This is a genomic window from Polyangiaceae bacterium (assembly GCA_015075635.1).
GTDB lineage: Bacteria > Myxococcota_A > Polyangia > Polyangiales > Polyangiaceae > JADJKB01.
This window is the reverse complement of record JABTUA010000002.1, coordinates 2,833,295-2,856,438: the sequence shown is the minus strand read 5'-3', so window position 1 is coordinate 2,856,438 and position 23,144 is coordinate 2,833,295. Positions and strand designations below refer to the sequence as shown.

The window sequence follows — 23,144 nt, the reverse complement described above, 5'->3', positions numbered from 1 at the left end:
GCTCAGCGGCGGAACATGCTCGAGATGAGCACGACCGTGCGGTGATCGCTCGCCGGCGCCTTCTCGCAGCCGGGGTAGCCCTTCGGCTCGGCGTCGTGAACGGAGAGTCGGAAGGGGCCCTTGCCGATGCCGAGCTCGTTGGGGCGCGAGGTCACCTCTGCTCCGCAGCGGCCGGCGAGCTCGCGGTAGCGCTTCTCGAGCGCCGAGCGCGCCTCGCTGGTGGCGAAGGAGCGCCAGTGGATCTCGGCGTCGGTGGCCAGATCGTGCTGGTCGCAGAGCAGCACCGCGCCGGCGGGAGGCTCGAACAGCTTCTCGCACTCGGGGCTCGTCGCGGCGGGGACCGCCGACGCCGCTGCCTCCGGCTTCGAGGTCGGCGCGGACTCGCGCGAGCACCCGAACAGAATCAGGCCGACGATCAGGAGCCTCTCAGCCACGAGTATGCCTCCAGGAGCACGCGCCGTCCGTCGCGCTCGACCTGCGCGCCATGCGCCAGCGTGATCTTGTCGATGTCCCACTGCGCGATGCGGTCCACCTGACGGCGGCCGAGCCGGTAGTCGCGCACCGCGATGCGCTCCAGGTAGCCCTTGCCCGGCGCGGTGTTCGCCATCAGGAAGGCCGCGACTCGGGTCATCCGCGAGGGATGGCGGGAGAGGTTCAGGAGCGCGTCCGCGCACACCAGCGTGCGGCTCTTCGGGTGGAAGAACACGATCTCGTTCTCGAAGCGCGCCGTGAAGGCCGCCTGCTCGACGTCCGCCTTCCAGACCGAGACGGGCGCATCGCCGAGCACGCCGGTCCAGCCGAGATCCGAGCGCTTGCGCTCGAGCCCGGGGCAGGCCCAGACCTCGGCCTCTGGGTAGGCCTCGATCCACTGACCGACGTACAGGTGATGGAACAGGCTGGGCGCGACCACGCCGACCACCGGTCCGAGCGCGTCCAGCTCGCGGCGCAGCGCCGGATCGAGCGCCACGGGGCAGTGCACGAACAGACCGCCGCTCGACAGGCGAATGATCGTGGTGCGCGTGCCGGTCTCGACGCCCCAGAAGCGCTGCGGGCGCGCCACCGTCCAGAGATCTTCGGCGAACGGGACGAGGTTCATACTCTCTCCGCTCCGTCCAGCTTGGCCAGGTCCCGGTCGAAGGTGCCCAGGGGAAGGTGCCCCGCACGCCTGGCGACCTCCAGCATCAGACAGTCCGAAAATCCGAGGCTCGGGCGCTTGCGGAAGTGAGCCAGCGCGGCGGCCACGACGTCGGGATCTTGGACGGCGAGCGTTTGGTGGTCCAAGAGCATCTCGATCGCGGACGCGATCTGGGCCGGGGGGACCTCGTAGACCGAGCTCAGCACCCAGCTCGTCTCCACCAGTGCCAGGTGGGATACCCAAGCGCCGGGTGACACGAAGGCCTCGGCAGCCGCGACCTGCTTGGGGTCGTCGCGCGCCAAGAGGCGCACCAACACGTTGGTGTCAACGGCGCGCATGCCGCTGCCTCACGTGCTGGCGGATCCCCTCGTCCAGCTCGCGCAGCGTGCGCGCGGCGGGCGGGCGCGGGAACAGGACGGCATGGAGGTCCGAGGAGCTGAAGCGCCCGACCCGGCGGATGGCGATCGTGTCGCCGGTCGCGTCCCACTCCAGCACGGAGCCTGGGCCGACCGCCAGGCGACGCCGCACCTCGGCCGGGACGGAGATCTGCCCCTGCGCGGTGACCCGGGAGCGCGCCAACTTCATGCCCTTCAGTACCATGGTAATGAAAGGGGTGCAAGCTGGCTCCCATCCTGTATGGTGAGCGCCTCGATGCGTGAGTCGTCGCTTGCGGTGTGGGTAGTCTCTGCTGGCTCCTGGGCTCTGGCCTGCGGGGGGGCCCCGCTGCCCGCCGACCCGGCTCCCGAGAGCGCGACCCCAGCGCCGCGGCGAGCAAACCTGGGCTACGACTGCGCAGAGGTCCCGGGCAAGCCGCCGCCGGCGCCGCTCAAGAAGCAGTACACCGGGGTGGCGGCCAAGGCGCGTTGCGACCGCGAGGTCTTCACCATCATGGGCGGCGTCAAGCACTTCCTCGGCGTCGAGTGCTCGTACTGCCACGACGAGACCGACTACGCGAAGATGACGCACAGGAAGCACGTGGCCAACTGGATGGCCCGCGAGCTGATCCCCGCGCTCGAGAAGAAGAAGGGTGGGGAGCTCTGGTGCAACGACTGCCACATGGTGGACGGCAAAGGCACGGCCAAGATCCTCCGGCAGCCTCGCGATGCCCGCTGGGCCGCAGAGTGGATGGCGACGCACCTGGTCGAAGACCTGCAAGCCGCGGGCGAAAAGCCGCTCCGCTGCAAGTCGTGTCACGGCGGGAACCCGGGCACGCCCGAGTTCCAGAAGAAGATCATCCTGACGGATCGGCTGCCGGTGAAGCGCACGGCGGAGCCTCCGCCGCCGGAGGCTCTCGACGCAGGCGCGGATTAGCTCAGGTACACTTCGTGTAGCAGCTCGACGCCGACGAGCAGGTCTGGCAGGGGTGCCAGTCGCAAGCGCTGGAGCAGTACTGCCACTTCTTCGCCCCGCAGCACTGCCAGTTGCTGCCGCCTTCGTACAAGCAGGTGGCGCCCGTCTTCTTGCCGCAGGCGCCGAAGGTGCAGCTCGCGCCGCAGGTCTTCTCCGCGCAAGGATCGCTGCAGCCGCTGGTGGTCTTGTCGCCGGGGTTGCACTCCTTCTGCTCTTCGCAGACGGGATCGCCCCAGGTGCCGTTCGCCTGACAGGTGCGCCGGGACGTGCCGCACTTCTGGCAGGTGCCCAGCGCCTGCTTGTCGCCGGGGGTGCAGGTCGTCGCGCCGCCGCTGCCGCCGCCTCCCGCCGCGCCGGCCATGCCTCCGGCCGCGCCGCCCCGCCCGCCGCGCCCGCCGTGCCCGCGGCGCCGGCTGCCGCGCCGCCCGCGCCGCCCCCGCCGCGCCGCCGCTCGTAGCGCCGCCGCCGCCACCGAGGGTCTCGTTGGTCGCGATGAACGTGTCGTCGGAGCAGGCCAGCACGGTACCTGCGCCGGAGGCCACGACCAAGACCGCGCACAGGACTCTCATGCCATCACCGGTACTTCAGCAACCGCAGCCCGAGCAAGTCTGGCAGGGAAACCACTGACAGCTCGAGCTGCAGAACTGCCACTTGCCAGCGGCGCAGCACTGCCAGTTCGTGCCGGCCTCGTAGTCGCACTGATTGCCCGCCTTGAGCGTACACTTCGTCGGCCACTGGCAGCTCGAGTTGCAGACCAGGTGCGAGCAGTTGTCGCAGCTGCCGGCCTTGGTCGCGCCGGGCGCGCAGACGCCCTCGCCGGTGCAGTTGCCCCAGGTGCAGCTGGCGCTACACGTGCGCGTGCCGCAGTTGCCGCAGCTCTGCTTCTGGCCGGGCGTACACGCGCCTTGACCCGAGCAGGTGCCCCAGCTCGGCCAGGTGCAGTCGGCCTGGCAGCTGCGCGACTGGGTGCCGCAGCTGCCGCAGGGCTGGCTCTGGGGATCGCCGGGGTTGCAGTCCTTCTGGTTGATGCAGACCGGCGCGTCCCACTGACCGCTCGCGTTGCACTTGCGCTCGGCGGTGCCGCACTTCTCGCAGCTGCCGAGCTGTTGCACCGCGCCCGGCGAGCACGAGCCGCCGCCGCCGCCGCCGCCGCTCGGGCCTCCTCCGGTGGCCGCGCCGCCGCTCGAGCTCCCGCCGCCTGATGGGCCACCCGCCGTCCCGCCGTTGCCGGCGCCGGCCGCGCCGCTCGTGCCGCCCGAGGCCCAGCCGCCTCCCGTGCCGGGATCGAGGCCGGCGACGCCGCTGCCGGCGGCTCCGTCCGGCGTGTCCAGCGGCTCCTCCTCGTCGGCGCCCACGGCGCACGCGGCCAGCGTGACCGCGACCCCCGCGCCGAACAGCAGCCTCGACAGGACCCGCAGCACACCCGGAGTTTAGCCGGGATTCTGCCGTTCGTCCCGCCTCTGGCGGGTCAGCTCGCCGGGTGGCGCTCCGACACTGGCGGCGCCGCCACGGAAGGAACGCGGGTTTCCATGTAGTCGTCGGCCTTTTCCAGCGCCTCCGCCAGGCGCTCGCACAAGACGACGCCGGTCGTGCCGGTGAGCTCCGCGCGCTCGATCAGGGTCCTGGGCTGGGTCTGGGCCCCGACCAGGATCGCGAGTGCGCTTCGGCCCTTGAGTCGCTCGAGCGCGCTCTCCAGGTTCACGATCCCGGTCGCGTCCATGGCGGGCACCTGCGACACGTCGAAGATCACGACCTTGGTCTCCTTGCCGATCTCCGAGAAGGTGTGCATCGCCTTCTGCGCCGCGCCGAAGAACAGCGGGCCCTCGATGCGGTAGAGCGTGACCCCCGCGGGCATCTCGAGCCCCGCGTATTGGCCACCGGCGCCCACGAGCTGCGCATTGGAGACCTCGGCCATGCGCCGCATGAACAGCACCGCTGCCAGCATCACGCCGACGGTCACCGACACGACCATGTCGAAGGCCACGGTCAACACGAAGCACGAGGCCAGCACGGCGACGTCGCTCTTCGGGGCGATCCGCGCCATGTGAACCACGTGGCGGAGCTCGCTCATGTTCCAGGCGATCACCAGCAGCAGCGCCGCCAGCGAGGCCATCGGCAAGTGACCGAGCAGCGGCGCCAGGGCGACCACCGCGGCCAGCACGAAGAGCGAGTGGACCAGGGCGGCGATCGGCGAGCGGGCGCCGTAGCGGATGTTGGTCGCGGTGCGCGCGATGGCGCCGGTGGCGGCGAATCCTCCGAAGAACGGCACCACGATGTTGCCGATGCCCTGCGCGACGAGCTCGACGTCGGGGTCGTGACGGGTGCCGGTCATGCCGTCGGCGACGACCGCGGAGAGCAGCGACTCGATGGCCCCCAGCATCGCGATGGCGAAGGCTGGCCCGGACAGCTCGCGCAACAGCGCGAGCGAGAGCCCGAGCGCTCTGCCGTCCGGTCCCGCCATCTCCCAGGGCAAGAGCGGGAGCGGGGCGGAGCGCGGGATCCCGGCGTGGGTGACGCCTCCCACGACGTAGCTGAAGCGGTCCGCGATGGTGTCGACGTGGAACCCGGGCAACGCGTGCCCGAGCCCGAAGGCCACCAGGCCGCCGAACGTCAGCGCGACGAGCGGCGACGGGATCTTCTGCGTGAGCTTCGGCCAGAGCACCAACACGGCCAGGGTGAGCGCGCCGATCAGCACCTCCTGCCAGCGTGCGCTCGGGAGCGCTCGGCCGAGCGCGACGACGCGCTCCGGGGTGTGCTCGGGCATCTTCGCCACGGTCAAGCCCAGGAAGTCCTTGAGCTGGAGCAAGGCGATGACCACGGCGATGCCCGCGGTGAAGCCGCTGACCACGGGGTAGGGGACGAACTGCATCAAGCGGCCGAAGCGCGCGATGCCCATGACCACCAGCAGGCTGCCCGCCAGCACCGTGGCCATCATCAGGCCACCCAGGCCGTAGCGGCTGGCGATGGGCGTCAGCAGCACCACGAAGGCCGCGGTGGGACCCGAGACCTGCACCGGAGAGCCGCCCAGGAGCGCGATGACGGCGCCCGCGACGATGGCCGTGTAGAGGCCGTGTTGCGGCGGCGCTCCGCTGGCCACCGCCAGGGCCATGCTGAGCGGGAGCGCGACGATGCCGACCACCAGCCCCGCGAGCACGTCCGCTCGGAGGTCGGCCTTCGTGTAGCCCCGGCGCAGCCGCTCGCGCAGCGCGGTGCCCAGGCGCAAGCTCTTGCCGAGTGGAAATAGTGACGCAGCCTGCGCCACGCGACGTCGAATCATTCCGGGTCAAGGAGCGGCGAGCGCTCCTCTCCAAGGGCGCTGGTTCTACGCCATCGAAGCCCTTTTGGCAAAGTTCAGTTTGCCTTGCAGCCGAGGTAGTTGCCGCCGCCGCAGGCGCACACGCAGGGCGGCTTGCCCGGGCAGTTGTAGTCGCAGGGGCAGATGCAACTGTCGCTCACCGCCTGGCAGTCGGCGCGATCGAAGCAATCACACGCGCTCAGTCCCTCGCACGGGGGAAGCGTGCAGTTCGAGTACTGCACGTCCCACACACCGCCGCTGCATTGAGCGATGGTGTGCGGGCTGCCGTCCATGCACTTGCCGTAGGTGCAATACTGGTACGGATTGCTGCACGGCTCGCGCGACCCACAGGGCGCACCTGCCGGCGGCGGCGACTCGGGGCAAGGCATGGGCGGAGGCGGGTTGCACGAGCTGGCGAAGCCCTGCCACTTGCCGTTCAGACACTGCGCCTCCCACGGCGGGCAGCAGTCGCCCTGGTCGTAGTTGCAGCTCGTGCCGCTCGGCAGATCGCAGCTCGTCTCGTTCTGCGGAAACGAGGCCGGGCACTTCGCCGGGTTGCCTCCGGAGCCGCCGACGTTGCCGGAGCCGCCGGAGCCGCTGACGTTGCCGGAGCCGCCGGAGCCGCCCGTACCGCTCGAGTCGCTGCTGGTCGATCCGCCGCAAGCGGCGAGGGTGGAGGCGACGGAGAGGGTCACCACGAAGGGTGCGCGGTAGCGGCGGGCAGGTGACACGGAGGGCTCCTGGGGTCGGCACAGGCTGTGCCATTGGCTGACAGGTGGATCCGGCGGCGACGACGATTTCATCACCACCGAGGCTCGTTCAGCAACGCGCGTGCCAGCTACTGGGTGATCGGCACGTGGGCGCAGTCACCGTCTTGCCAGTTGATGCGCTGGCCACCGTCCACCATCTCGAAGTCGCTCCATTGCAGCGACTTCAGATCCTGCGCGGTCAGCCCCACCTGGCTCCACTTCGCGCTGGTGTAGTCGTCCGCCATGCCGGTGAACGTCAGATTGCCGCCGTCCGACAGGATCATGCCGTACTTCTTCAGCGCCTTCGCCACGACCTGCGCGGCGGGGTTGAGCCCGCTGATGTCGGCGGAGGCCTTCAGGCGCATGCGGGCGCCGTAGGGCGGGGCGGACGCGGGGCCGCTGGTGGCGCCGGTGGAGTGGGTGGCGGGGTGCACGTAGATGTCCGCGCGCATGAGGGAGTTCGGCAGGATGAAGCGGATCGCGTGCTCGATGGCGCCGGCCTGGACCTCGTCCGCCGAGAACAGGTGCGCCGCGATGGGCAAGCCCGCGGCGTCGGCGCTGGTGCAGTAGTCGCCGCGCATGCTCGGCGGGTACACGGTCTTCAGATCCCAGATGGCCTGGCAGCCGCCCTCGAAGGCGCTCGAGGTGATGTTGGCGCGCCACATCTCGAACAGCCGACACTCGTCCTTGTCGATCACGATCAGGTGGCAGTCGCCGTCGCTGGCGCACTCGTAGCCGCTCTCGCCTTCCAGCGAGCCGACTGCCGGCACGGGCGGCGGCGCGGGATCGCAGTCGGGGCTGTAGAAGTCGCCGGTCTGCGTGAAGGGCTTGTGCGGCGTCGAGGCGTCCGCCATCAGCACCTTGATCGAGAAGTCGATCTGGAACTTCGCGGCGGCGGTGTGGTTCTGCTGGAGGTAGTCGATGACCGCGGCCGACTCGGAGTCGAGCGGGGCGGTGTCCACGGGCGTGTTCCAGATGGAGCCCGGCGGGAAGAGCTGACCGTTGGCGTTGCCGCAGGAGTCGAGCGCGCCGCTGCCGCCGGTGTTGCCACCGCCCGAGCCCCCGGCGCCGGTGCCGCCGGAGCTCTGACCTCCCGTGCCTGCTCCGCTGCCTCCGTCGTCTCCGCCGCACGCGATGGCGACCAGCGCCACTGCTCCGACCGCCAGGCCCAGCGTTGCGAGAACCTTCATCACTCACCTCTCGAGTGGGCGCAGAGTATCAAGCGAGACGCACGTGCGCTCGCGCCGGGCTCACATGCGCCCATTCTCCGCGGTTTTCTGGGCGCTCCGCTCGTGCTAGAGCGCGCACGCTCCGAGTGGCGAGCGAAGGGCTGGACGCGATGAGAATCGATCGATGCTGGTGGATCGCGGTGGGCACTGTGGCGCTGGCGGCGGCGTGCGCGGGCTCGCGAGAGTCCGAGACGCTGCGCGCCTCCGAGGGCCGCATCGAGAGCGCGCCGGTGCTGGGGCAGCGCTTCGAGCGCAGCTTCGCCTGGGGGCAGGGCCAGGATCAGTTTCGACGCACGCCCAGCGTCCCGGAGAGCGTCGTCCAAGGTCCGAACGCCGTCGCGGTGACGAGCGACGGTCGCCCGCTGGTGCTCGACCGCCTGGCTGGGCGCGTGGTGTCGCTGGACGCCGTGTCGCCGCTCCGCGGCGTGGCGACCGTGAGCGTGGACTCCGAGGACCTCGCGGCCGGCACGGACGGCACCTGGCTGGCGTTCAGCCCGCTCCGCGCGAGGGCCTCCGTGTTCGACGCCGACGGCAAGAGCCTGGGTGAGCTCCTCGTGCCGCGCGAGCTCCGCGACGGCGTCGGCTTCGACATCGGGATCTCACGCCGCGTACGCCTGCGCACCGGCTACCAGGAAGTGATCGAGCTCGGCAGCCCGTCGGCGCCGCTGCCGCTGCCGGTGGCCCTGCGCACCAAGCGCGAAGGCGCGTACCAGCTCGCCGACGGCCGCGGCGTCGCGGTGCGGGCCACCGACGCGGGGGCGTCGCTGGTGCTCGTCTCCCAGCCCGCGGACGAGGCCGCACGCAGCGAGATCGAGAAGGAGATCCCGCTGCCCGGCGCGCCGACGGCGGCGCGCGTCGTCGGTGGCCAGGGCAACGTCGTGTGTCTGAAGAGCGAGAGCGTCAGCTCGGCGCCGGCGCTCTCGGTGAGCCGCCGCGCGAGTTGCGTGGACGTCGCTACCGGCACGGTGGTCTTCGACGAGGCGCTGCCCGCACCGGGCCTGTACGTCCCGCGCACGGAGGTCGCCTTCGGCGCCGGTCGGCTGGCGTTCATCCACCCGACGGAGAAGGGGCTCACCGTCACCAGCGTCGCGGTGCTGGGGAAGGAGGTGTCTCCATGAAGCGGACCGGCCTGCTGCTCGCCGCGCTCGGTCTCGGCCTCGCCGTCTCGTCCAGCGCCTCCGCCATCACGCGCACGGAGGTCTTGATCAAGGCCAAGGCGTTCGCCTTCCACCCCTGGACCGCAACCAGCGCCAACACCAAGGCCTCGTGCAACGGCGCGTACACCAGCGTGTACGCCCCCGGCGACTACATGGGGCTGCCCTACGACTGGGGCGGGCACATGTCGCTCTTCACGTTCGACCAGCAGATCGCCCAGGGCTACGGCGCCGGCTCGTACCCGGCGGACGGCATCCTGAGCTGCACCTCGGGCGTGGACTGCTCGGGTTTCGTCAGCCAAGCCTGGAGCTCCGGGCACTACACCACCTCGAGCGTGGATCAGATCTCCACGGCCATCAGCAAGGCGCAGCTCTTGCCCGGCGACATCTTCAACGACGCCGGCAACCACATGGCCATGTACAGCCACCTGCTCGGCAGCGGCGAGCCGGCGCTGTACGAGTCGGTCTTCTACAACGTGCACTACAGCCTCCCGGGCTGGTCGTGGCTGGACGGCTACATCCCGCGCCGCTACACGAAGATCACCGGCACCACGGCAGACGATCCCTCCGGGACGACCGAGAAACCCATCGTCATCTCGAGCTTCCCCTTCGTGGATTCGCGCAACACGGCGCAGTCACCCTCCGACGTGCTCGACGGCTGCGGCGCCGACCCCAGCGTCCCCGAGTCCGGTCCCGAGTACATCTACGAGCTCACGCTGACCAAGCCCGGCACGCTCAGCGTGACCGTGCAGGACGACGTGGGCGTGGACATCGACGTGCACCTGTACACCTCGATGAACACCAACGACTGCGTCGCACGGCACGACTCCAGCTTCACCAAGAACCTGGACTGCGGCACCTACTACGTGGTCGCGGACACCTTCGCGAAGTCCGGCACCTCGCTCAGCGGCGCGTTCACGCTCACGGTGAATTTCGCGCCGTCGAGCGGCCAGGCCTGCGGCGCGGGCCCCAAGCAGTACCAGTTCGAGGGCGGCGCGGGTGACGCCTGCTCCTACCCGGGCAACAAGAGCCTGCCGTTCTGCAACCCGAACCTGGGCGTGGATACCTGCCTCTACACCTCGACCTCGAGCTTCTGCAGCAAGCCCTGCGCGAGCGCCGGCGACTGCGGGCAGTTCCCGGGCGGCTGCTGCGCGGACATCGGCGGCGGGGAGAAGTACTGCATGCCCTCCGGCAAGTGCGGCGGCGGTGCGCCGGACTCCGGCGTGGCGCCGAAGCCCGACGCCGGCGGCGATCCGGCGGACGCGGGCCAGGGCGGCGCGAGCGGCGCGGCCGGCGGCGCCGGCTTCTCCGGCAGCGCGGGCGCGGGGCCGGCGGCAGCGCGGGCGGCACGCCGAACGTGGGCGGCGCGCCCGGGAGCGGCGGCGCCCCGAGCGGGGGCAACGGCAGCCTGGGCAACGGCTCCGGCGACGACTCCGGCTGCTCCGTCGCGACGCGGCCCCAGCCGACGCCGTGGTGGGCGCTCGCGGGTGCGCTCGGCCTGGCGGTCGCGCGGCTGCGCCGGCGCGAACGCTGAAGCGTGAAGCGCCACGCGGCAGCGCGGGTTGAATGCGCTGCGATGCGCGTTTGGACGCCTCGCGCAGCGCAGGGCGCTGCGACGCACGGGATGTCCGCGGGATGGACGTTTCGAGCGTCGCAGGGCGCTGCGACGCACGGGATGTCCGCGGGATGGACGTTTCGAGCATCGCAAGGGGCTGCGACGCACGGGATGTCCGCGGGATGGACGTTTCGAGCATCGCGAGGGGCTGCGACGCACGGGATGTCCGCGGGATGGACGTTTCGAGCATCGCAAGGGGCTGCGACGCACGGGATGTCCGCGGGATGGACGTTTCGAGCATCGCAGGGCGCTGCGACGCACGGGATGTCCGCGGGCAACGGCAGCCTGGGCAACGGCTCCGGCGACGACTCCGGCTGCTCCGTCGCGACGCGGCCCCAGCCGACGCCGTGGTGGGCGCTCGCGGGTGCGCTCGGCCTGGCGGTCGCGCGGCTGCGCCGGCGCGAACGCTGAAGCGTGAAGCGCCACGCGGCAGCGCGGGTTGAATGCGCTGCGATGCGCGTTTGGACGCCTCGAGCATCGCAGGGCGCTGCGACGCACGGGATGTCCGCGGGATGGACGTTTCGAGCGTCGCAGGGCGCTGCGACGCACGGGATGTCCGCGGGATGGACGTTTCGAGCATCGCAAGGGGCTGCGACGCACGGGATGTCCGCGGGATGGACGTTTCGAGCGTCGCAGGGGGCTGCGACGCACGGGATGTCCGCGGGATGGACGTTTCGAGCATCGCAAGGGGCTGCGACGCACGGGATGTCCGCGGGAGTCTGCGGGATGGCTAGCGCCGCTTCACGCCACCCAGGCGGTCCGCCCAACTCTCCGGGAAGCCGTCGTAGTAGCCCTCCCACGGCCGGCGGGTGACCGGCCACTGCGCCACCGCGTAGAGCGCCCGAAGCGACGACGGCACGCCGACCACGAGCAGGTAGAGCGGACCGAGCAGGCGCGACTGCCGCGCGTGTCCCCACTCGTGTCGGTCGTTGTCCGGGTTGACGCGTACGAACGCGGTGTCTCTGGTGCTCCAGAACACGAAGTAGCCGAGCGACACGGCGCCGGCGCCCCGGAGCTTCACGAACAGGCGCCCGTGGCGCGACTCCGCAGACTCGACGTTGCCGAGGAGGCGTTGAGCGCCCAGGTTCAGCGCACCGAGCGCCGACTGCGGGAGCTCCCAGAGCGCGCCAGCCCAGCGAGCGCGCACGCTCAGCTCTCGCGGGCCAGGAGCACGTTCACGGCCTTGACCACCACCGTGACGGTCGAGCCCTTCTTCAGGCCGAGCTCCTTCATCGAGTCGATGGTCATGACCGAGCTCATGCGGTTGCCGCCGCCGATGGCGACGTCCACCTGGCACATCAGCGCGCCTTTCTTGATGCCGATGACCTTACCGGAGATGGTGTTGCGCGCGCCGTATTTCATGCGTCGGTCTTGCCCAAGCGCGCCGGGGGACGCAAGCCTGGTCAGGGCGGCGTGTAAAAGGCGATCAGCTTGGCGGCGCCCGTGCCCGCCACGCTGAAGCCCTGCTCCAGGCTCGCTTCCTGGCGGGTGTCGATGACGCGGTTCTGGAAGGGCAGGTCGGTGGTCAGGTCGCCGAAGGCCTGGCACGACACGTCGGCGCCGCGCGCGAACAACGCCAGGCGCCCGCCGCCGGCGAGCTTCTGCTTGAACTTCACCGTCTCGATCTGCCCCTTGTGCAGCGCGATCGGCCCGAACTGCTCGGTCTTCGCCTCGTCTTTCACGAAGTAGTACACGCGCGCCATGGCGTTGATCACCGAGCCGATCATGCCGCGGCCGAAGCGCACGACCTCGCCGCGTCGCAAGGTCACGTCCTGGTCCACCAAGATGTCGTCTTGTTCGGCGCGGAGGCTCTTGTAGATGGCGTCGCGCACCGGGCGGATGATCTGCTCGGCGCCGGTCAGGCTCGCCGAGGAGATCTCGGCGTAGGCCTCGAGGCCTGCGGTGATGGCCTTGGGCAGATCCGCGGCGGCGCCGTCGTCGTCGTAGAATGCCACGCGGAGCACGCACGACTCGACGTCGTCCTCCGGCGGGATCACCGCCAGGAGCGTGGGGTTCGCGAGCGAGATGTTGGTCATCCACTCGAGCGAGCCGACCTTGTGGGGTGGCGCGCCGGTGGGGATGCCGGCCAGCGGCTCGCGGCGCACGCTGCCACCCGTGCGGGTCAGGACCGGGATCGTCCACCAGTAGATCTCGCCGTCGCCCCAGAAGTCGGTGTCGTCCACCACGTAGGTCGAGAGCAGGTACACGCCCAGGTGCGAGCCGTCGCCCTCCATCTGCGCCATCAGCCGCCCCCGCGTGGCTTCCACGCTGACGATGCCCAGCTTCTTCACCAGCTCTTCGTTCAGACCGATGCGCTGCGTGTCGGCGAGTGTCGCTGCGATGTCGTCGAGCCCCATGTCCGCCAGGCTATCACAACGCGGCAACGACCTCGGCCGCAGCTCGCTGCCCGGACTCCACTGCGCCCTCCATGAAGCCCATGCAGTGGCGCGCCGTCTCGGTGCCGGCCCAATGCAAGCGATCGATCGGCTCGCGCAGCGCCGCCCCGTGGCACAGCAGGGTCCCGGGCGGAAACAGCGCGATGGGTCCGCCGCCGCTCCAGCGTTCCTGGGTCCAGTCGGCCTCGGCGTAGGCGACGGGCTTTCGGGCCTCGTCTCCGAAGTATCGCGCCAGCTTGTCCAAGACCACGCGTTTGCGCTCGGCCTCGCCCTCTCGGTGCCAGCTGCGTGCGGGCCGCCCGCCCACGAAGGCCAGGAGGCACGGCTGACTCCCGTCCTCGCTCGACTGGTCGAAGGTGACGGAGATGGGACCGTCGCCGCTGGCGGCCTCCCCCGACAGCCCGCGCTCGCGCCAGAACGCGCGCTCGTAGCGCACGAAGCACTTGACCGCAGCGCCCATGGGCGAGCGCTGGACGAGCTGCTCGCGCAGCGCGGGGAGTCGGGGCACGAAGTCGATGCGGGCACACAGCGGCAGTGGCACGGCCACGACGGCGCGCTGGGCGCGGAAGCGCTCCCCGCCCTGGCTCTCGATCGTGACGCCACCGTCGTCGCGAGCCACTCGGGCGACCGGCGTGCCGAGCCTCAGGCGCTCGGGACCGAGCTCCGCCGCCAGCGCGAGCGCTATGGCCTGCGCGCCGCCGCGGATGCGTTCATGCTGGAAGCCACCTTCGGTGGAGATGAGCTTCTCCAGCCCACCCGCCGAGCGCACGTAGGCCAGCGTGTGCAGGAGCGAGAGCTCACCCGCTTCGGCGCCGAAGATGGTGCGCATCGCGGCGTCCATCGCCGCGCGGGCGTCGGCGCTCCACATCACCTTCCTGCGCAGCGCGTCCAGCGTGGTCGAGTCCCAGTCGGCCGCCTGTGGGTGCTCCCAGGGCCCGTCCAAGTCCAAGCGCCGGGCCCGGGCATCGAGGAGCCAGATTGCCAGCTGGATCTGCAGGAGCTTCCACGGGGCCATGCGCGGGATGGTGCCGGAGTAAGTCGAGACCCGGCCCCGCATCTCCAGGATCTTCTCGCCCGTGTCCCAGGTCGGAAAAGTGCCCAGCCCGAGCGACTCGACGAGCTCGTGGATGCGTGGTTGCCCTTCTCCGATCCACTCGCCGCCCCAGTCCACCTCGGCGCCCTCGAGCTCGCCGCTCCAGGTGCGGCCGCCCACGCGGTCGCGGGCCTCCAGCACCAAGACGCTCTTGCGGCACCCGGCGAGCTCGCGCGCAGCCGCGAGCCCGGCCAGGCCGGCTCCGATCACGATGCAGTCGGCGTCGTACATGCGAGGCCCTCGATGCGCGCTCTGAGCTCGGTGCTCACGGGGGTCTTGGTCCCGGCCGCGTAGTCGAAGACCACGATCACGCTCTGGGCCTTCATCACCACCGCGCCGTGCTTAGCTTGGCTGGTCGCGACGTAGTCGAGCGTGAGCGAGGTCGTCCCGATGCGCGACACTCCCACCGACACGGCGACCCGATCCGGGTAGGTGACGGGCTCGACGAAGTCGATGGCCTGCCGGGCCAAGATCGGCCCGACCGTGCCGCCGCCGATCAAGCCCACGCGCTCGAAATAGGCGATGCGCGCCTGCTCCAGCCAGCGCGCGTAGACGGCGTTGTTGACGTGGCCGAGGGCGTCCATGTCGCCCCACAGGACCGAGAGCTCGGTCGTCACGGGTAAGACGCCGCTCATGCTCACTTCGCTGCGTAGTGGGCGGCGATGCGCTCCGGAGAGAGCGCCTTGTCGTAGAACGCGACCTCGTCCAGGCTCCCGACCATCGACTGCCACTCGTTGACGGCGCCGAGCTGGGTCGGGTTCGCGTGATCGATGACGGAGGTGGTCGAAGGCGTGCTCTTGGCCGTCTTGCCGTTCAAGTACGTGGTCAGGTTCAGCCCGTCGAAGGTCATCACCACGTGGGTGTACTCGGTCTTGCCGAGCTTCGGCAGGATCACGCCCGCGCCGCCGCGGACGCACTGCAAATCGTCGGCGCCCTCGGCGAGGAACCAACCGTCGTAGCCGGTGCCGTCGGCGTAGTAGCCCTTCCCCAGAAAGCCGCCGTCGTCGGCCAGCGGCCAGATCCAGGCTTCGACGCTCATCGGGACCTGCCCCGCGAAACCGAACTTGTCGCCCAGGTCGATGCTGCTCACGCCGTCGAACGAGGCCGCCGTGCTCCCGGCGATGGCGCCCGGCGCGCCGAGCACGACCTTGCTGGTCGGCGTGCCCGTGTTGCCGTTGCCGGAGGAGTCCGCGACGCTGGACGAACCCGCGGGCTCGTCCAAGCGGAAGTAGGCGATGGGCCCGTCAGCGAGCACCTCTTTGCCGTACTTGTCGTTGGCTGTCGCACCACCGCCGCCGTTGCCGCTGGCTCCGCTGGCGAGCTCGCCATCCTCGAGCCCCGCGATTTGAGCGCACCCGAGCGATGCCCAGGCGACGGAGACGAGAGACAGAAGGGCGCGGATGGACACGTTGACCGCCGAGCATACCGCGAAATCGGGCGCTTTGCGGAGGGGACGGAGCCCGCTATCCTGAAGGCTCCATGTCCTCGGGATACGGCTCCGGCTCCGGCGGCAAGCCCAAGAAGAGCGCGGCGGAGCGCTCCCCGGTGAAGGTCGGCGAGCTCATCGCGGACAAGTACCGCGTGGTCGAGATCCTGGCGGCCGGGGGCATGGGCGTCGTGGTGGCCGCCGAGCACGTACAGCTCGGCCAGCGCTACGCCGTCAAGTTTCTGCTCTCGGACGCGCAGCACGCGCAGAGCGTCGAGCGCTTCCTGCGCGAGGCACGCGCTGCGGCGTGCATCGAGTCCACGCGGGTGTGTCGCGTCTTCGACTGCGGCACCTTGCCCGACGGCTCGCCCTACATGGTGATGGAGCACCTGGTCGGCCACGACCTGGGCCACGAGCTCAAGACCCGCGGCCGACTGCCGGTGGGGGAGACCGTGGACCTCTTGCTCCAGGCCTTGGAGGGCATCGCCGAGGCGCACGCCGTCGGCATCGTCCATCGCGACCTCAAGCCGAGCAACCTCTTCTTGTGCCAGAAGCCGGGACGCGCCCGCGAGGTCAAGGTGCTCGACTTCGGCATCAGCAAGCTGATGGCAACGGACGAGAGCACCGAGGAAGATCTGACTGCGACCGCCACCATGCTGGGCTCCCCGCGCTACATGTCGCCGGAGCAGGTGCAGAACGCCAAGAACGTGGACGCGCGCACGGACATCTGGTCGCTCGGCGTGATCCTCTACCAGCTCCTCGACGGCAGGAGCCCGTTTGCCGGCACCACGATGGGCGAGACCATCGGCAAGGTCCTCTTGCACGTGCCGCCGCCCATCCGCGAGACGCGTAGCGACGTGCCCGACGGAATTGGCCAGGTGATCGACCGCTGCCTGGAGCGCGATCGCGAGCGCCGCTACCGCAACGTGGCCGAGCTCGCCTTGGCGCTTGCGCCGTTCGGTACGCCGGCGTCGCAGCCCAGCGTGCAGCGCATCACCGCGCTGCTCGTGGGCGGCCAGCTCGGCGTTCCCGCCGCCGCCCTCGCGCCCACTCCCGCGTCGCCGCTCCCGCGCCCACCGCCGCCGGCGGAGGAGCTGACGCGCCCGATGCAGCGTCGAGCTGCGACCGACGACCTGACCGTCGGCACCGTCGGGCCGGTGACGCAGGCCGCCGCCGCCGAGTTTCGGCCAAAGCGCCGCGGGTTGCTCGTCGCAGTGGGCGCGCTGGCGCTCTTGGGCGCGGGCGCCGTGCTGGCGCTCGCCCTGGCTGGCTCGAACCCGAGCTCGCCTGCGCCGGTCTCAGCGCTTGCTGCCACGCCCCCCGTTCCCGCTCCGCCTCCGAGCGCCGCGCCAGCGGTCGAGCCTTCCCCGAGCGCCACCGCCGTCGCGACTGCACCGAGCGCCGAGCCAGTCGCCAGTGCTCCTGTCGCGCCGAGCGCGAGCGCCTCCCCGGCGCTTCAGCCCGTGAAGAAACCGGTCAAGCCCGGCCGTCCCGGCAAGCGCGCCGAAGATCTGCTGAGCGACAGCTACTGACCCATGTCCCGACTGATCACCGCCCAGCTCTGCGCCGCCGCCCTCTCTCTCTCGCTGTCGTCCGCCGCGCTCGCGGAGTCGGCGGCGGACAAGGCCGCCGCTGACGCCCTGTTCGACGACGCCAAGAAGCTGATGGAAGAGAAGAAGTGGGACGAAGCCTGCCCGAAGCTGGCCGAGAGCCTGAAGCTCTCCGAGCGCCTGGGCACGCTGTTGAACCTCGCCACGTGCCACGCCGAGCAAGGCAAGACCGCCAGCGCCTGGGCGGAGTTCAACGAGGCCGCGGCCATCGCCAAGCGCGAAAAGAGCAGAGAGCGCGAGAAGCTCGCCCGCACCCGAGCCGAGAAGCTGGCGAAGCGCCTGGCCCGGGTGAGCTTCAAGCTGCCCAAGGGGCTCGAAGGCGCGACGCTCGAGATCGACGGCACGGCGATCGGCGCGAGCGCGCTCGGTACGGCGCTGCCCATCGACCCCGGCACACGGGAGATCAAGGTGTCGGCCCCCGGGAAGAAGACCTGGACGAAGCAGCTCCAGATCGAGGACGCGGCGGGCACGACCACGCTCGAGGTTCCGGAGCTCGAGACCGAGGAGGTCGCGCCCGCCGCGGCGCCGGACAAGGCGCCGGCACCGGAGAAAGGACCGGCGGACAAACCCGCGCCCAAGGCCAGCTCCGGCGGCGGCGGGAGCACGCTCGGCTGGATCGCGCTCGGGGTCGGCGTGGTGGGCGTCGGCGTCGGCAGCTACTTCGGGCTCACGACCTTCTCGAAGAAGAAGGAGTCCGACGACCACTGCGGCGAGGCCATCGGACAGAGCGATCCGAACCGCTGTACCCAGAAGGGCCTCGACCTCCGCGACGAGGCCAAGACCGCCGCGACCTTCTCCACCGTCGGCTTCGCGGTCGGCGCCGTCGGCGTGGGCGCGGGCGTGGTGCTCCTGCTGAGCAGCGGCGGTTCGGCGCCCGAGAAGTCCGCGCGTCGCACGCGGGTCGTGCCGGTGCTCGGTCCTCGCGCTGGCGGGTTGGGTGTGAGCGGGTCGTTCTGAGCATGGAACAGCGTCACCGCTCGCAACCTCCGCCCCTGCCACCCCCGGTCGTGACCGAGGTGGACGAGCCCGAGGAGCGCATCAGCTTCGTGCCGGAGGACGACATCGAAGGCGGGCGCCTGCACGTGATGTACGAGCGCCTGAGGCACGACGACTACGCGGGAGCGCAGCTGGTCGCGCAGAGCATCCTGGAGCGCGAGCCGGAGAACCACGACGCCCAGCAGTGTCTGGAGATGTGCAACGTGGAGCTGCGCAAGCTGTACCTGTCTCGGGTCGGCGATCTGGGACGGATCCCCCAGCTTTCCGTCGAAGCGGAGGACCTCCCGCAGCGCGTGAGGGACGAGCGCTCCACTCATCTGCTCCAGCTCGTGAACGGCCTCACCCCGCTCGCGACCATCGTGGAGGCGTCGGGTCTGCCTCAGGTCGAGGCCCTCGGCATCTTGTCCGAGCTGTTCCTGCGCCACGTGATCGAGTTCGAAGACGAGTGAGTCGTGGGGGGCGACTGCGAAGGCACTCTGCGCAGTCCCCGCCCCGGGCCATACCGAGTCGGCCATGTCGGCGAGCCGTCGCCGGTCAGCACTTGCGTGCTATGTTTGCGGCTAGTGGACGATTCGTCTCGACGACCCTTGGTGCCGGAGCCGGATTACGATGCGAATGGCGTCGATCGCACGCTCGTGCGGTACGTCCTGGCGATGAGCCCCGCCGAGCGTGTTCGGACACACGACCTGCTGCTCGCCGACATCGAGAAGTTGGAGGCGGCTGGCCGGGCCGCGCGCGATGTCCGAGCCTAGGCTTCTGGAGATCCTCCGCACGCTGCGTGCGCACCAGGTGGACATGGTCGTCGTCGGTGGCATGGCCGCCGTGATCGGGGGCGTCCCGGTGGTGACACGCGACATCGACGTGCTCAGGTCTCGGTCACCGGAGAACGTCCAGCGATTGCTGAGCGCATTGACCGAGCTCGATGCGGTGTTCCGGGGGGATTCGCGACGCCTCCGACCGAACGCCTCGCACCTGGAAGGACCTGGCCACCTTCTGCTCGAGACCCGGCACGGCGTGCTCGACGTCTTGGGAACGATCGAAGAGGCGACGACCTACGACGACGTGATCGCAGACACCACCAGCGTCGATCTCGGAGGGGTCGAGGTGCGTGTCCTCACTCTGGAGAGGTTGCTCGAAGTGAAGCGGAAACTCGGCCGTCCGAAGGACAGGCTGATGGCGATGCAGATTGAGGCGACGCTCGACGAGCGCCGCAAGCAGGGAGGCTGAGCAGCGGAGGGGGCGATGATTGCGAAAGCAATCAGCGCGCCCGAGAGGATTCGAACCTCTGACCTACGGCTCCGGAGGCCGTCGCTCTATCCAGCTGAGCTACGGGCGCAAAAGGGCGCCATGCTTAGCCCAGGCAGCGCGATGGGGCAATGCTGGTAAGATGGCCGCGAAATGCGCGTCATCATCGTGCCCTGCCTCCAGGACAACTACGCCTACCTGATCCACGCGGAGGGCAGCCGGCGCGCGCTCGTGGTCGACCCGAGCGAGGCGGAGCCGGTGAGAGGCGCGCTCGACGCCCACGGCCTCGAGCTCGCGGGGATCCTGAACACCCACCACCACTGGGACCACACCGGGGGCAACGAGGAGCTGTGTCAGGCCTTCGGCGAGCTCCCGGTGTACGGGCACGGCTCGGACGCCGGCCGCATCCCGCTCCTGAGCTCGAAGCTCACCCACGGCGAGAGCTTCGAAGCGGCCGGGCTCGCGTTCCGGGCGTTGCATGTGCCGGGGCACACCTCGGGGGCGGTGGCCTACGTGACCGGCGACGCTGTGTTCACCGGGGACACACTGTTCGCCGCCGGCTGCGGTCGGCTCTTCGAGGGCACTCCGGCCCAGATGTACGAGTCGCTGAACGAGAAGCTCGGCGCGCTGCCGGACGAGACGCGGGTGTACTGCGGGCACGAGTACACGGCGTCGAACCTGCGCTTCGCCGCGCACGTCGAGCCGAGCAACGCCGACGTGCGCGCCAAGGCCGAGCGTGTCGCGGTGCTGCGCGAGCGCGGCGAGCCCTCGGTGCCTTCGACCATCGGCGAGGAGCGGCGCACGAACCCGTTCATGCGCTGCGAGAGCGAGGAGATCCAGAAGAGCGTCGCGGAGCGGCTCTCGGGAGCCGCGAGCCCGATCGAGGTGCTGGCGGCGATACGGGCGGCGAAGGACTCGTTCAAGTGACGGCGCGGCGCGCGCCGCTCGGGTTCGCGCTCCTGCTCGTGGCCTGCGACGGCTGCGGCGCCAGGGCCAACCCGCCGGCGCCGGCCGAGCGTGCTCCGAGCGCGGCGGCAGCGCCGCCGAGCGCGAGCAGCACGCCCAGCGACGGGCCCGAGAGCGGCGTGCCTCCCAACGCCCCGCTGCTCCCGGCGCGGGAGCTGACCTGGGTCTACGACTCGACGCCCGTCGGGGCGATGCAGGTCGTGGTCCGTCTGCCGCCGCGGCGCGAGGGCCAGCGTTTTCCGGTGTTGATCGCCATGCACGGCCGGGGCGAGGCGTTCAAGGGGCCAGCCCACGGCGCGCGCGGTTGGGTGGACGACTACGGCTTGGCCACGGCGCTCGAGCGCCTGCACGCGCCGCCACTGGTCCCGAAAGATCTGGAGAACCTAGCCGCTCCGGAGCGTCTCGGGCGCCTGAACGCCGCGCTCGGCGAGACGCCGTTCGGCGACCTGGTCGTGGTGTGTCCGTACACACCGGACATCTTGGCTGGGGACAAGCCCTTCAGCGCCGCGCTGCCGTTCGGGCGCTTCTTGGTCGATGAGCTGTTGCCGCGCGTCTACCGCGAGACCCCCGCGCTCGGCACCGCCGGGTCCACGGGCATCGACGGCGTCAGCTTGGGCGGCCGCGCCTCGGTGCTGATCGGCCTGGAGCGCGCGGAGGCCTTCGGCGCGGTCGGCGCGCTGCAAGCGGCGTTCGACTCGGCGGACGCGCCCGAGCTGGCCCGGCGCGCCAAGATGGCCCGGGAGAAGAACCCGAAGCTCTCCATCCGGCTGTTGACCAGCGACGGTGACTTCTTCCTGCGCGCGAACAAGAACATCTCCAAGGCGCTGACGGACGCCGGGATTTCGCACGAGCTCCGGGTCGTGCCCGGGCCCCACGACTACGTGTTCAACCGCGGACCGGGCGTCTACGAGATGCTGCTGTTCCACGACCGGGCGCTGCGTGGTCGCGGCCCCATCGAGTGACTGCTGCTCACTCGTAGAGGTCGGCAGCCAAGAGGTCGAGCAGGCCGCGCATCAGGGCGGGGGAAGCCTCGAAGGAGAGGCCGAGCTCGCTCCCGCCTTCGCCGCTATGAGCCCAGGCCACCCGCGCAGGCAGCTCGAGCGGGTCCCAGCGGTTCGGGCTCTCGACCGAAAGGCGCACGGCGGCCCCGGGCGGCACCTCCGCGTCGGTCGCGAGGCGCGCGCCGCCCAGGGACAGATCGATGATTCGCGCCGGGCGGCGCCACAGCCCGTCGGCGCCCCCGAGCGCCCCGGTGAGCCGGACCGGCTGGCGGGCGAGCCCTCGGAAATGGCCGTGTCCGCTCATCTTCTCCGCACACGCTACCACGGCCCCTCCCGGTGATGGACTTGGGGTCGCCGCGCGGGTGGGGGTAGGATAGCGTTCCCAACGCCGGCTTCGGGCCGGAACCAAAGCGCGCCGAGAAGCGGCGCGTCAGAGTACGGAAGAGAGCTCAATGTCCCAGGACACGCGAAAAGACCCGCGCGCGAAGGTGCTGACGATGACGGTCCGCTACAAGAGCGCGACCCTCGACGAGTTCATCGAGCACCACTCCCACGACGTCAGCCGCGGCGGCATGTTCATCAAGACCCCCTCGCCGTTTCCGCCCGGAACGCTGCTGAAGTTCGAGGTGAAGATCGCCGAGGACAAGAAGGTGATGCAGGGCGTGGGGCGCGTGGTCTGGAAGCGTGAATCCACCGACAACGACGCCGAGCGCCCCTCGGGGATGGGCGTGAAGTTCATCAAGATCGACGACGAATCCACCAAGGTCATCGACACCTTGGTCAAGGGGCGCGGAGAAGGTGGCGCGGCGTTCGAGGCCGGTGAGGCCGAAGGCGGCGCGGCAGCCAAGCCGTCAGCCGCTCCTTCCGCGGCTCCGGCCGCCAAGCCGGCGGCGGCCGCTCCTTCCGCGGCTCCCGTCGCAGCCGCCAAGGCCGCCGCTGCCGAGGGACCGAAGCGCAAGTCCACCATGATCGGGCTCGGCGCGGTCGCAGCGTCGCAGTCCACCGCGCCCGCCAAGCCGTCGGAGCCGGCGCCTGCCGCCAAGGACGAGCCCTCCTTCTTCCCGAAGACCGACTCGGAGAAGGACATGCCTCCGCCCGAGGATCGCACCGTCATGAAGCAGGCCGCGGAGCTCTTGAAGGACGCGCTGCGTGAGGCCGGCGGTTCCATGGACGAAGTCGGCGAGGCGCCGGCGCCGGAGCCCAAGCCTTCGGAGAAGCCGGCCGCAAAGGCGCCCAGCGAGCCACCGGCTGCCGCGAAGAGCGAGGCGCCGGCCGCCGCCGCGCCCGAAGAGAAGAAGCCCTCGGTCCGGCCGGAGCCCGAGCCTCCGCCCGAATCGCGCGTCGAGAAGAAGGAGAGCGTCAAGCCCGTGGCGAGCGTTCGCCCCGCTCCGGCTGTCGTTCCGGAGGCGCAAGCCAGCGGTGGCGGCGCCGGCAAGGCCGTCGCGCTCCTGGTCGCGGTCGCCGTGATCGCCGGCGCCGTGTTCATGTTCACGCGCGAGAAGGCGCCGGAGACTCCGGTGACCCCTCCTCCGCAGCCGACGACCGCTGCGACGCCGGAGAAGACCGCGGAGCCGAAGCCGGAGCCCACGCCGGCCGAGACCGCGACGGCCGCTCCCACCGAAGAGCCCGCGGCGAGCGCCAAGCCCGAGCCTTCCGCGGCGCCGCCGGAGAAGACCGCCGCGCCGCCGCCCGCCCCGAAGCCGCCGCCGGTGGTGGCGCCGAAGCCGCCGCCCGTGGTTGCTCCGACGCCGCCTGCGCCGAAGCCGCCGCCGGTAGTCGCTCCGACGCCGCCTGCGCCGAAGCCGCCGCCGGTGGTGGCGCCGAAGCCGCCGCCGCCCGCAAACACCAGCGACAACCCGTACTGATTCCTGCGGCGGGACTAGA

At 70.7% G+C, this 23,144-nt stretch carries 27 protein-coding genes and 1 tRNA gene; 11 read left to right on the top strand and 17 right to left on the bottom strand.

All coding sequences use genetic code 11. The features are described from left to right. Positions 1 to 2: 2 nt before the first annotated feature. Genes HS104_28915 through HS104_28900 form a run of 4 tightly spaced genes read right to left on the bottom strand, consistent with a single transcriptional unit; the run spans position 3 to position 1,720 of the window. Positions 3 to 434, bottom strand: coding sequence for a hypothetical protein (locus HS104_28915; GenBank protein MBE7483975.1), 432 nt, complete (start codon positions 432 to 434; stop codon positions 3 to 5). Further along, a complete protein-coding gene (locus HS104_28910) occupies positions 416 to 1,096 on the bottom strand; it encodes a DUF4336 domain-containing protein (GenBank protein MBE7483974.1) in 681 nt (226 codons plus the stop codon). Before HS104_28910 ends, HS104_28915 begins: the two co-directional genes overlap by 19 nt. Then, on the bottom strand, positions 1,093 to 1,473 hold the full coding sequence (locus tag HS104_28905; protein ID MBE7483973.1) for a type II toxin-antitoxin system VapC family toxin: 381 nt from the start codon (positions 1,471 to 1,473) through the stop codon (positions 1,093 to 1,095). Before HS104_28905 ends, HS104_28910 begins: the two co-directional genes overlap by 4 nt. Continuing rightward, positions 1,460 to 1,720 (bottom strand): AbrB/MazE/SpoVT family DNA-binding domain-containing protein, encoded by a 261-nt coding sequence (locus HS104_28900; GenBank protein ID MBE7483972.1) that lies wholly within the window; start codon positions 1,718 to 1,720, stop codon positions 1,460 to 1,462. The genes HS104_28905 and HS104_28900 overlap by 14 nt, the downstream gene beginning before the upstream one ends. Before the next feature lie 66 nt (positions 1,721 to 1,786). Here HS104_28900 and HS104_28895 point away from each other — a divergent pair, with 66 nt between their 5' ends. After that, positions 1,787 to 2,446, top strand: a complete 660-nt coding sequence (locus HS104_28895; GenBank protein ID MBE7483971.1) for a hypothetical protein — start codon at positions 1,787 to 1,789, stop codon at positions 2,444 to 2,446. 1 nt (position 2,447) lies between these two features. Here HS104_28895 and HS104_28890 read toward each other — a convergent pair whose 3' ends face one another. The 5 genes from HS104_28890 to HS104_28870 all read right to left on the bottom strand — a co-directional run bounded on the left by HS104_28890 (position 2,448) and on the right by HS104_28870 (position 7,719). Further along, positions 2,448 to 2,846, bottom strand: a complete 399-nt coding sequence (locus tag HS104_28890; protein ID MBE7483970.1) for a hypothetical protein — start codon at positions 2,844 to 2,846, stop codon at positions 2,448 to 2,450. Between the two features lie 223 nt (positions 2,847 to 3,069). Continuing rightward, a complete protein-coding gene (locus tag HS104_28885) occupies positions 3,070 to 3,906 on the bottom strand; it encodes a hypothetical protein (protein MBE7483969.1) in 837 nt (278 codons plus the stop codon). A 47-nt stretch (positions 3,907 to 3,953) separates the two neighbouring features. Further along, on the bottom strand, positions 3,954 to 5,762 hold the full coding sequence (dauA, locus tag HS104_28880) for a C4-dicarboxylic acid transporter DauA (GenBank protein ID MBE7483968.1): 1,809 nt from the start codon (positions 5,760 to 5,762) through the stop codon (positions 3,954 to 3,956). Positions 5,763 to 5,836: 74 nt separating this feature from the next. Then, positions 5,837 to 6,511: a hypothetical protein gene (locus HS104_28875; protein ID MBE7483967.1), complete on the bottom strand. Its 675-nt coding sequence runs from the start codon at positions 6,509 to 6,511 to the stop codon at positions 5,837 to 5,839. Positions 6,512 to 6,618: 107 nt separating this feature from the next. Next, on the bottom strand, positions 6,619 to 7,719 hold the full coding sequence (locus HS104_28870) for a hypothetical protein (protein ID MBE7483966.1): 1,101 nt from the start codon (positions 7,717 to 7,719) through the stop codon (positions 6,619 to 6,621). A 149-nt stretch (positions 7,720 to 7,868) separates the two neighbouring features. Between HS104_28870 and HS104_28865 the strand changes: the two genes are divergently transcribed. The 3 genes from HS104_28865 (at position 7,869) to HS104_28855 (ending at position 10,938) form a co-directional block, all read left to right on the top strand. After that, positions 7,869 to 8,876 (top strand): hypothetical protein, encoded by a 1,008-nt coding sequence (locus tag HS104_28865; protein ID MBE7483965.1) that lies wholly within the window; start codon positions 7,869 to 7,871, stop codon positions 8,874 to 8,876. Further along, positions 8,873 to 10,453 (top strand): hypothetical protein, encoded by a 1,581-nt coding sequence (locus HS104_28860; GenBank protein ID MBE7483964.1) that lies wholly within the window; start codon positions 8,873 to 8,875, stop codon positions 10,451 to 10,453. The genes HS104_28865 and HS104_28860 overlap by 4 nt, the downstream gene beginning before the upstream one ends. Positions 10,454 to 10,791: 338 nt before the next feature. Beyond that, positions 10,792 to 10,938: an MYXO-CTERM sorting domain-containing protein gene (locus HS104_28855; protein ID MBE7483963.1), complete on the top strand. Its 147-nt coding sequence runs from the start codon at positions 10,792 to 10,794 to the stop codon at positions 10,936 to 10,938. 319 nt (positions 10,939 to 11,257) lie between these two features. Here the strand turns inward: HS104_28855 and HS104_28850 are convergent, their stop codons facing one another. From HS104_28850 to HS104_28825, 6 genes are read right to left on the bottom strand one after another with little or no spacing between them, the layout of a single operon-like run. Continuing rightward, positions 11,258 to 11,674 (bottom strand): hypothetical protein, encoded by a 417-nt coding sequence (locus HS104_28850; protein ID MBE7483962.1) that lies wholly within the window; start codon positions 11,672 to 11,674, stop codon positions 11,258 to 11,260. Positions 11,675 to 11,676: 2 nt separating this feature from the next. Beyond that, the gene (locus tag HS104_28845; GenBank protein MBE7483961.1) at positions 11,677 to 11,889 is read right to left on the bottom strand and encodes a TOBE domain-containing protein; all 213 of its coding nucleotides are present in this window, start codon (positions 11,887 to 11,889) and stop codon (positions 11,677 to 11,679) included. A 41-nt stretch (positions 11,890 to 11,930) separates the two neighbouring features. After that, complete coding sequence (locus HS104_28840; protein ID MBE7483960.1) at positions 11,931 to 12,884, bottom strand: hypothetical protein; 954 nt, start codon at positions 12,882 to 12,884, stop codon at positions 11,931 to 11,933. 13 nt (positions 12,885 to 12,897) lie between these two features. After that, the gene (locus HS104_28835; protein MBE7483959.1) at positions 12,898 to 14,247 is read right to left on the bottom strand and encodes an FAD-dependent oxidoreductase; all 1,350 of its coding nucleotides are present in this window, start codon (positions 14,245 to 14,247) and stop codon (positions 12,898 to 12,900) included. Next, a complete protein-coding gene (locus HS104_28830) occupies positions 14,223 to 14,651 on the bottom strand; it encodes an acyl-CoA thioesterase (GenBank protein ID MBE7483958.1) in 429 nt (142 codons plus the stop codon). Before HS104_28830 ends, HS104_28835 begins: the two co-directional genes overlap by 25 nt. Positions 14,652 to 14,653: 2 nt before the next feature. Further along, positions 14,654 to 15,424, bottom strand: coding sequence for a LamG domain-containing protein (locus tag HS104_28825; GenBank protein MBE7483957.1), 771 nt, complete (start codon positions 15,422 to 15,424; stop codon positions 14,654 to 14,656). Between the two features lie 71 nt (positions 15,425 to 15,495). Between HS104_28825 and HS104_28820 the strand changes: the two genes are divergently transcribed. From HS104_28820 to HS104_28805, 4 genes are all read left to right on the top strand, one after another. Further along, positions 15,496 to 16,974: a serine/threonine protein kinase gene (locus tag HS104_28820; GenBank protein ID MBE7483956.1), complete on the top strand. Its 1,479-nt coding sequence runs from the start codon at positions 15,496 to 15,498 to the stop codon at positions 16,972 to 16,974. A gap of 3 nt (positions 16,975 to 16,977) precedes the next feature. After that, positions 16,978 to 18,009: a hypothetical protein gene (locus tag HS104_28815; GenBank protein MBE7483955.1), complete on the top strand. Its 1,032-nt coding sequence runs from the start codon at positions 16,978 to 16,980 to the stop codon at positions 18,007 to 18,009. Positions 18,010 to 18,011: 2 nt separating this feature from the next. After that, positions 18,012 to 18,497, top strand: a complete 486-nt coding sequence (locus HS104_28810; GenBank protein ID MBE7483954.1) for a hypothetical protein — start codon at positions 18,012 to 18,014, stop codon at positions 18,495 to 18,497. 220 nt (positions 18,498 to 18,717) lie between these two features. After that, positions 18,718 to 19,275, top strand: a complete 558-nt coding sequence (locus tag HS104_28805) for a hypothetical protein (protein MBE7483953.1) — start codon at positions 18,718 to 18,720, stop codon at positions 19,273 to 19,275. 35 nt (positions 19,276 to 19,310) lie between these two features. Here the strand turns inward: HS104_28805 and HS104_28800 are convergent. Beyond that, positions 19,311 to 19,384 (bottom strand) — tRNA-Arg (locus HS104_28800). Positions 19,385 to 19,446: 62 nt separating this feature from the next. Here HS104_28800 and gloB point away from each other — a divergent pair. Together gloB and HS104_28790 are read left to right on the top strand one after the other, a co-directional pair. After that, positions 19,447 to 20,220 carry a hydroxyacylglutathione hydrolase gene (gene gloB, locus HS104_28795; protein ID MBE7483952.1) on the top strand — a complete coding sequence of 258 codons (774 nt, stop codon included), beginning with the start codon at positions 19,447 to 19,449 and terminating at the stop codon, positions 20,218 to 20,220. Next, a complete protein-coding gene (locus HS104_28790) occupies positions 20,217 to 21,221 on the top strand; it encodes an esterase (protein MBE7483951.1) in 1,005 nt (334 codons plus the stop codon). The genes gloB and HS104_28790 overlap by 4 nt, the downstream gene beginning before the upstream one ends. Positions 21,222 to 21,228: 7 nt before the next feature. Here the strand turns inward: HS104_28790 and HS104_28785 are convergent, their stop codons facing one another. Beyond that, positions 21,229 to 21,564: a PilZ domain-containing protein gene (locus HS104_28785; protein MBE7483950.1), complete on the bottom strand. Its 336-nt coding sequence runs from the start codon at positions 21,562 to 21,564 to the stop codon at positions 21,229 to 21,231. Between the two features lie 148 nt (positions 21,565 to 21,712). Between HS104_28785 and HS104_28780 the strand changes: the two genes are divergently transcribed. Further along, a complete protein-coding gene (locus tag HS104_28780) occupies positions 21,713 to 23,125 on the top strand; it encodes a TIGR02266 family protein (GenBank protein MBE7483949.1) in 1,413 nt (470 codons plus the stop codon). The last annotated feature ends 19 nt before the right edge of the window (positions 23,126 to 23,144 follow it).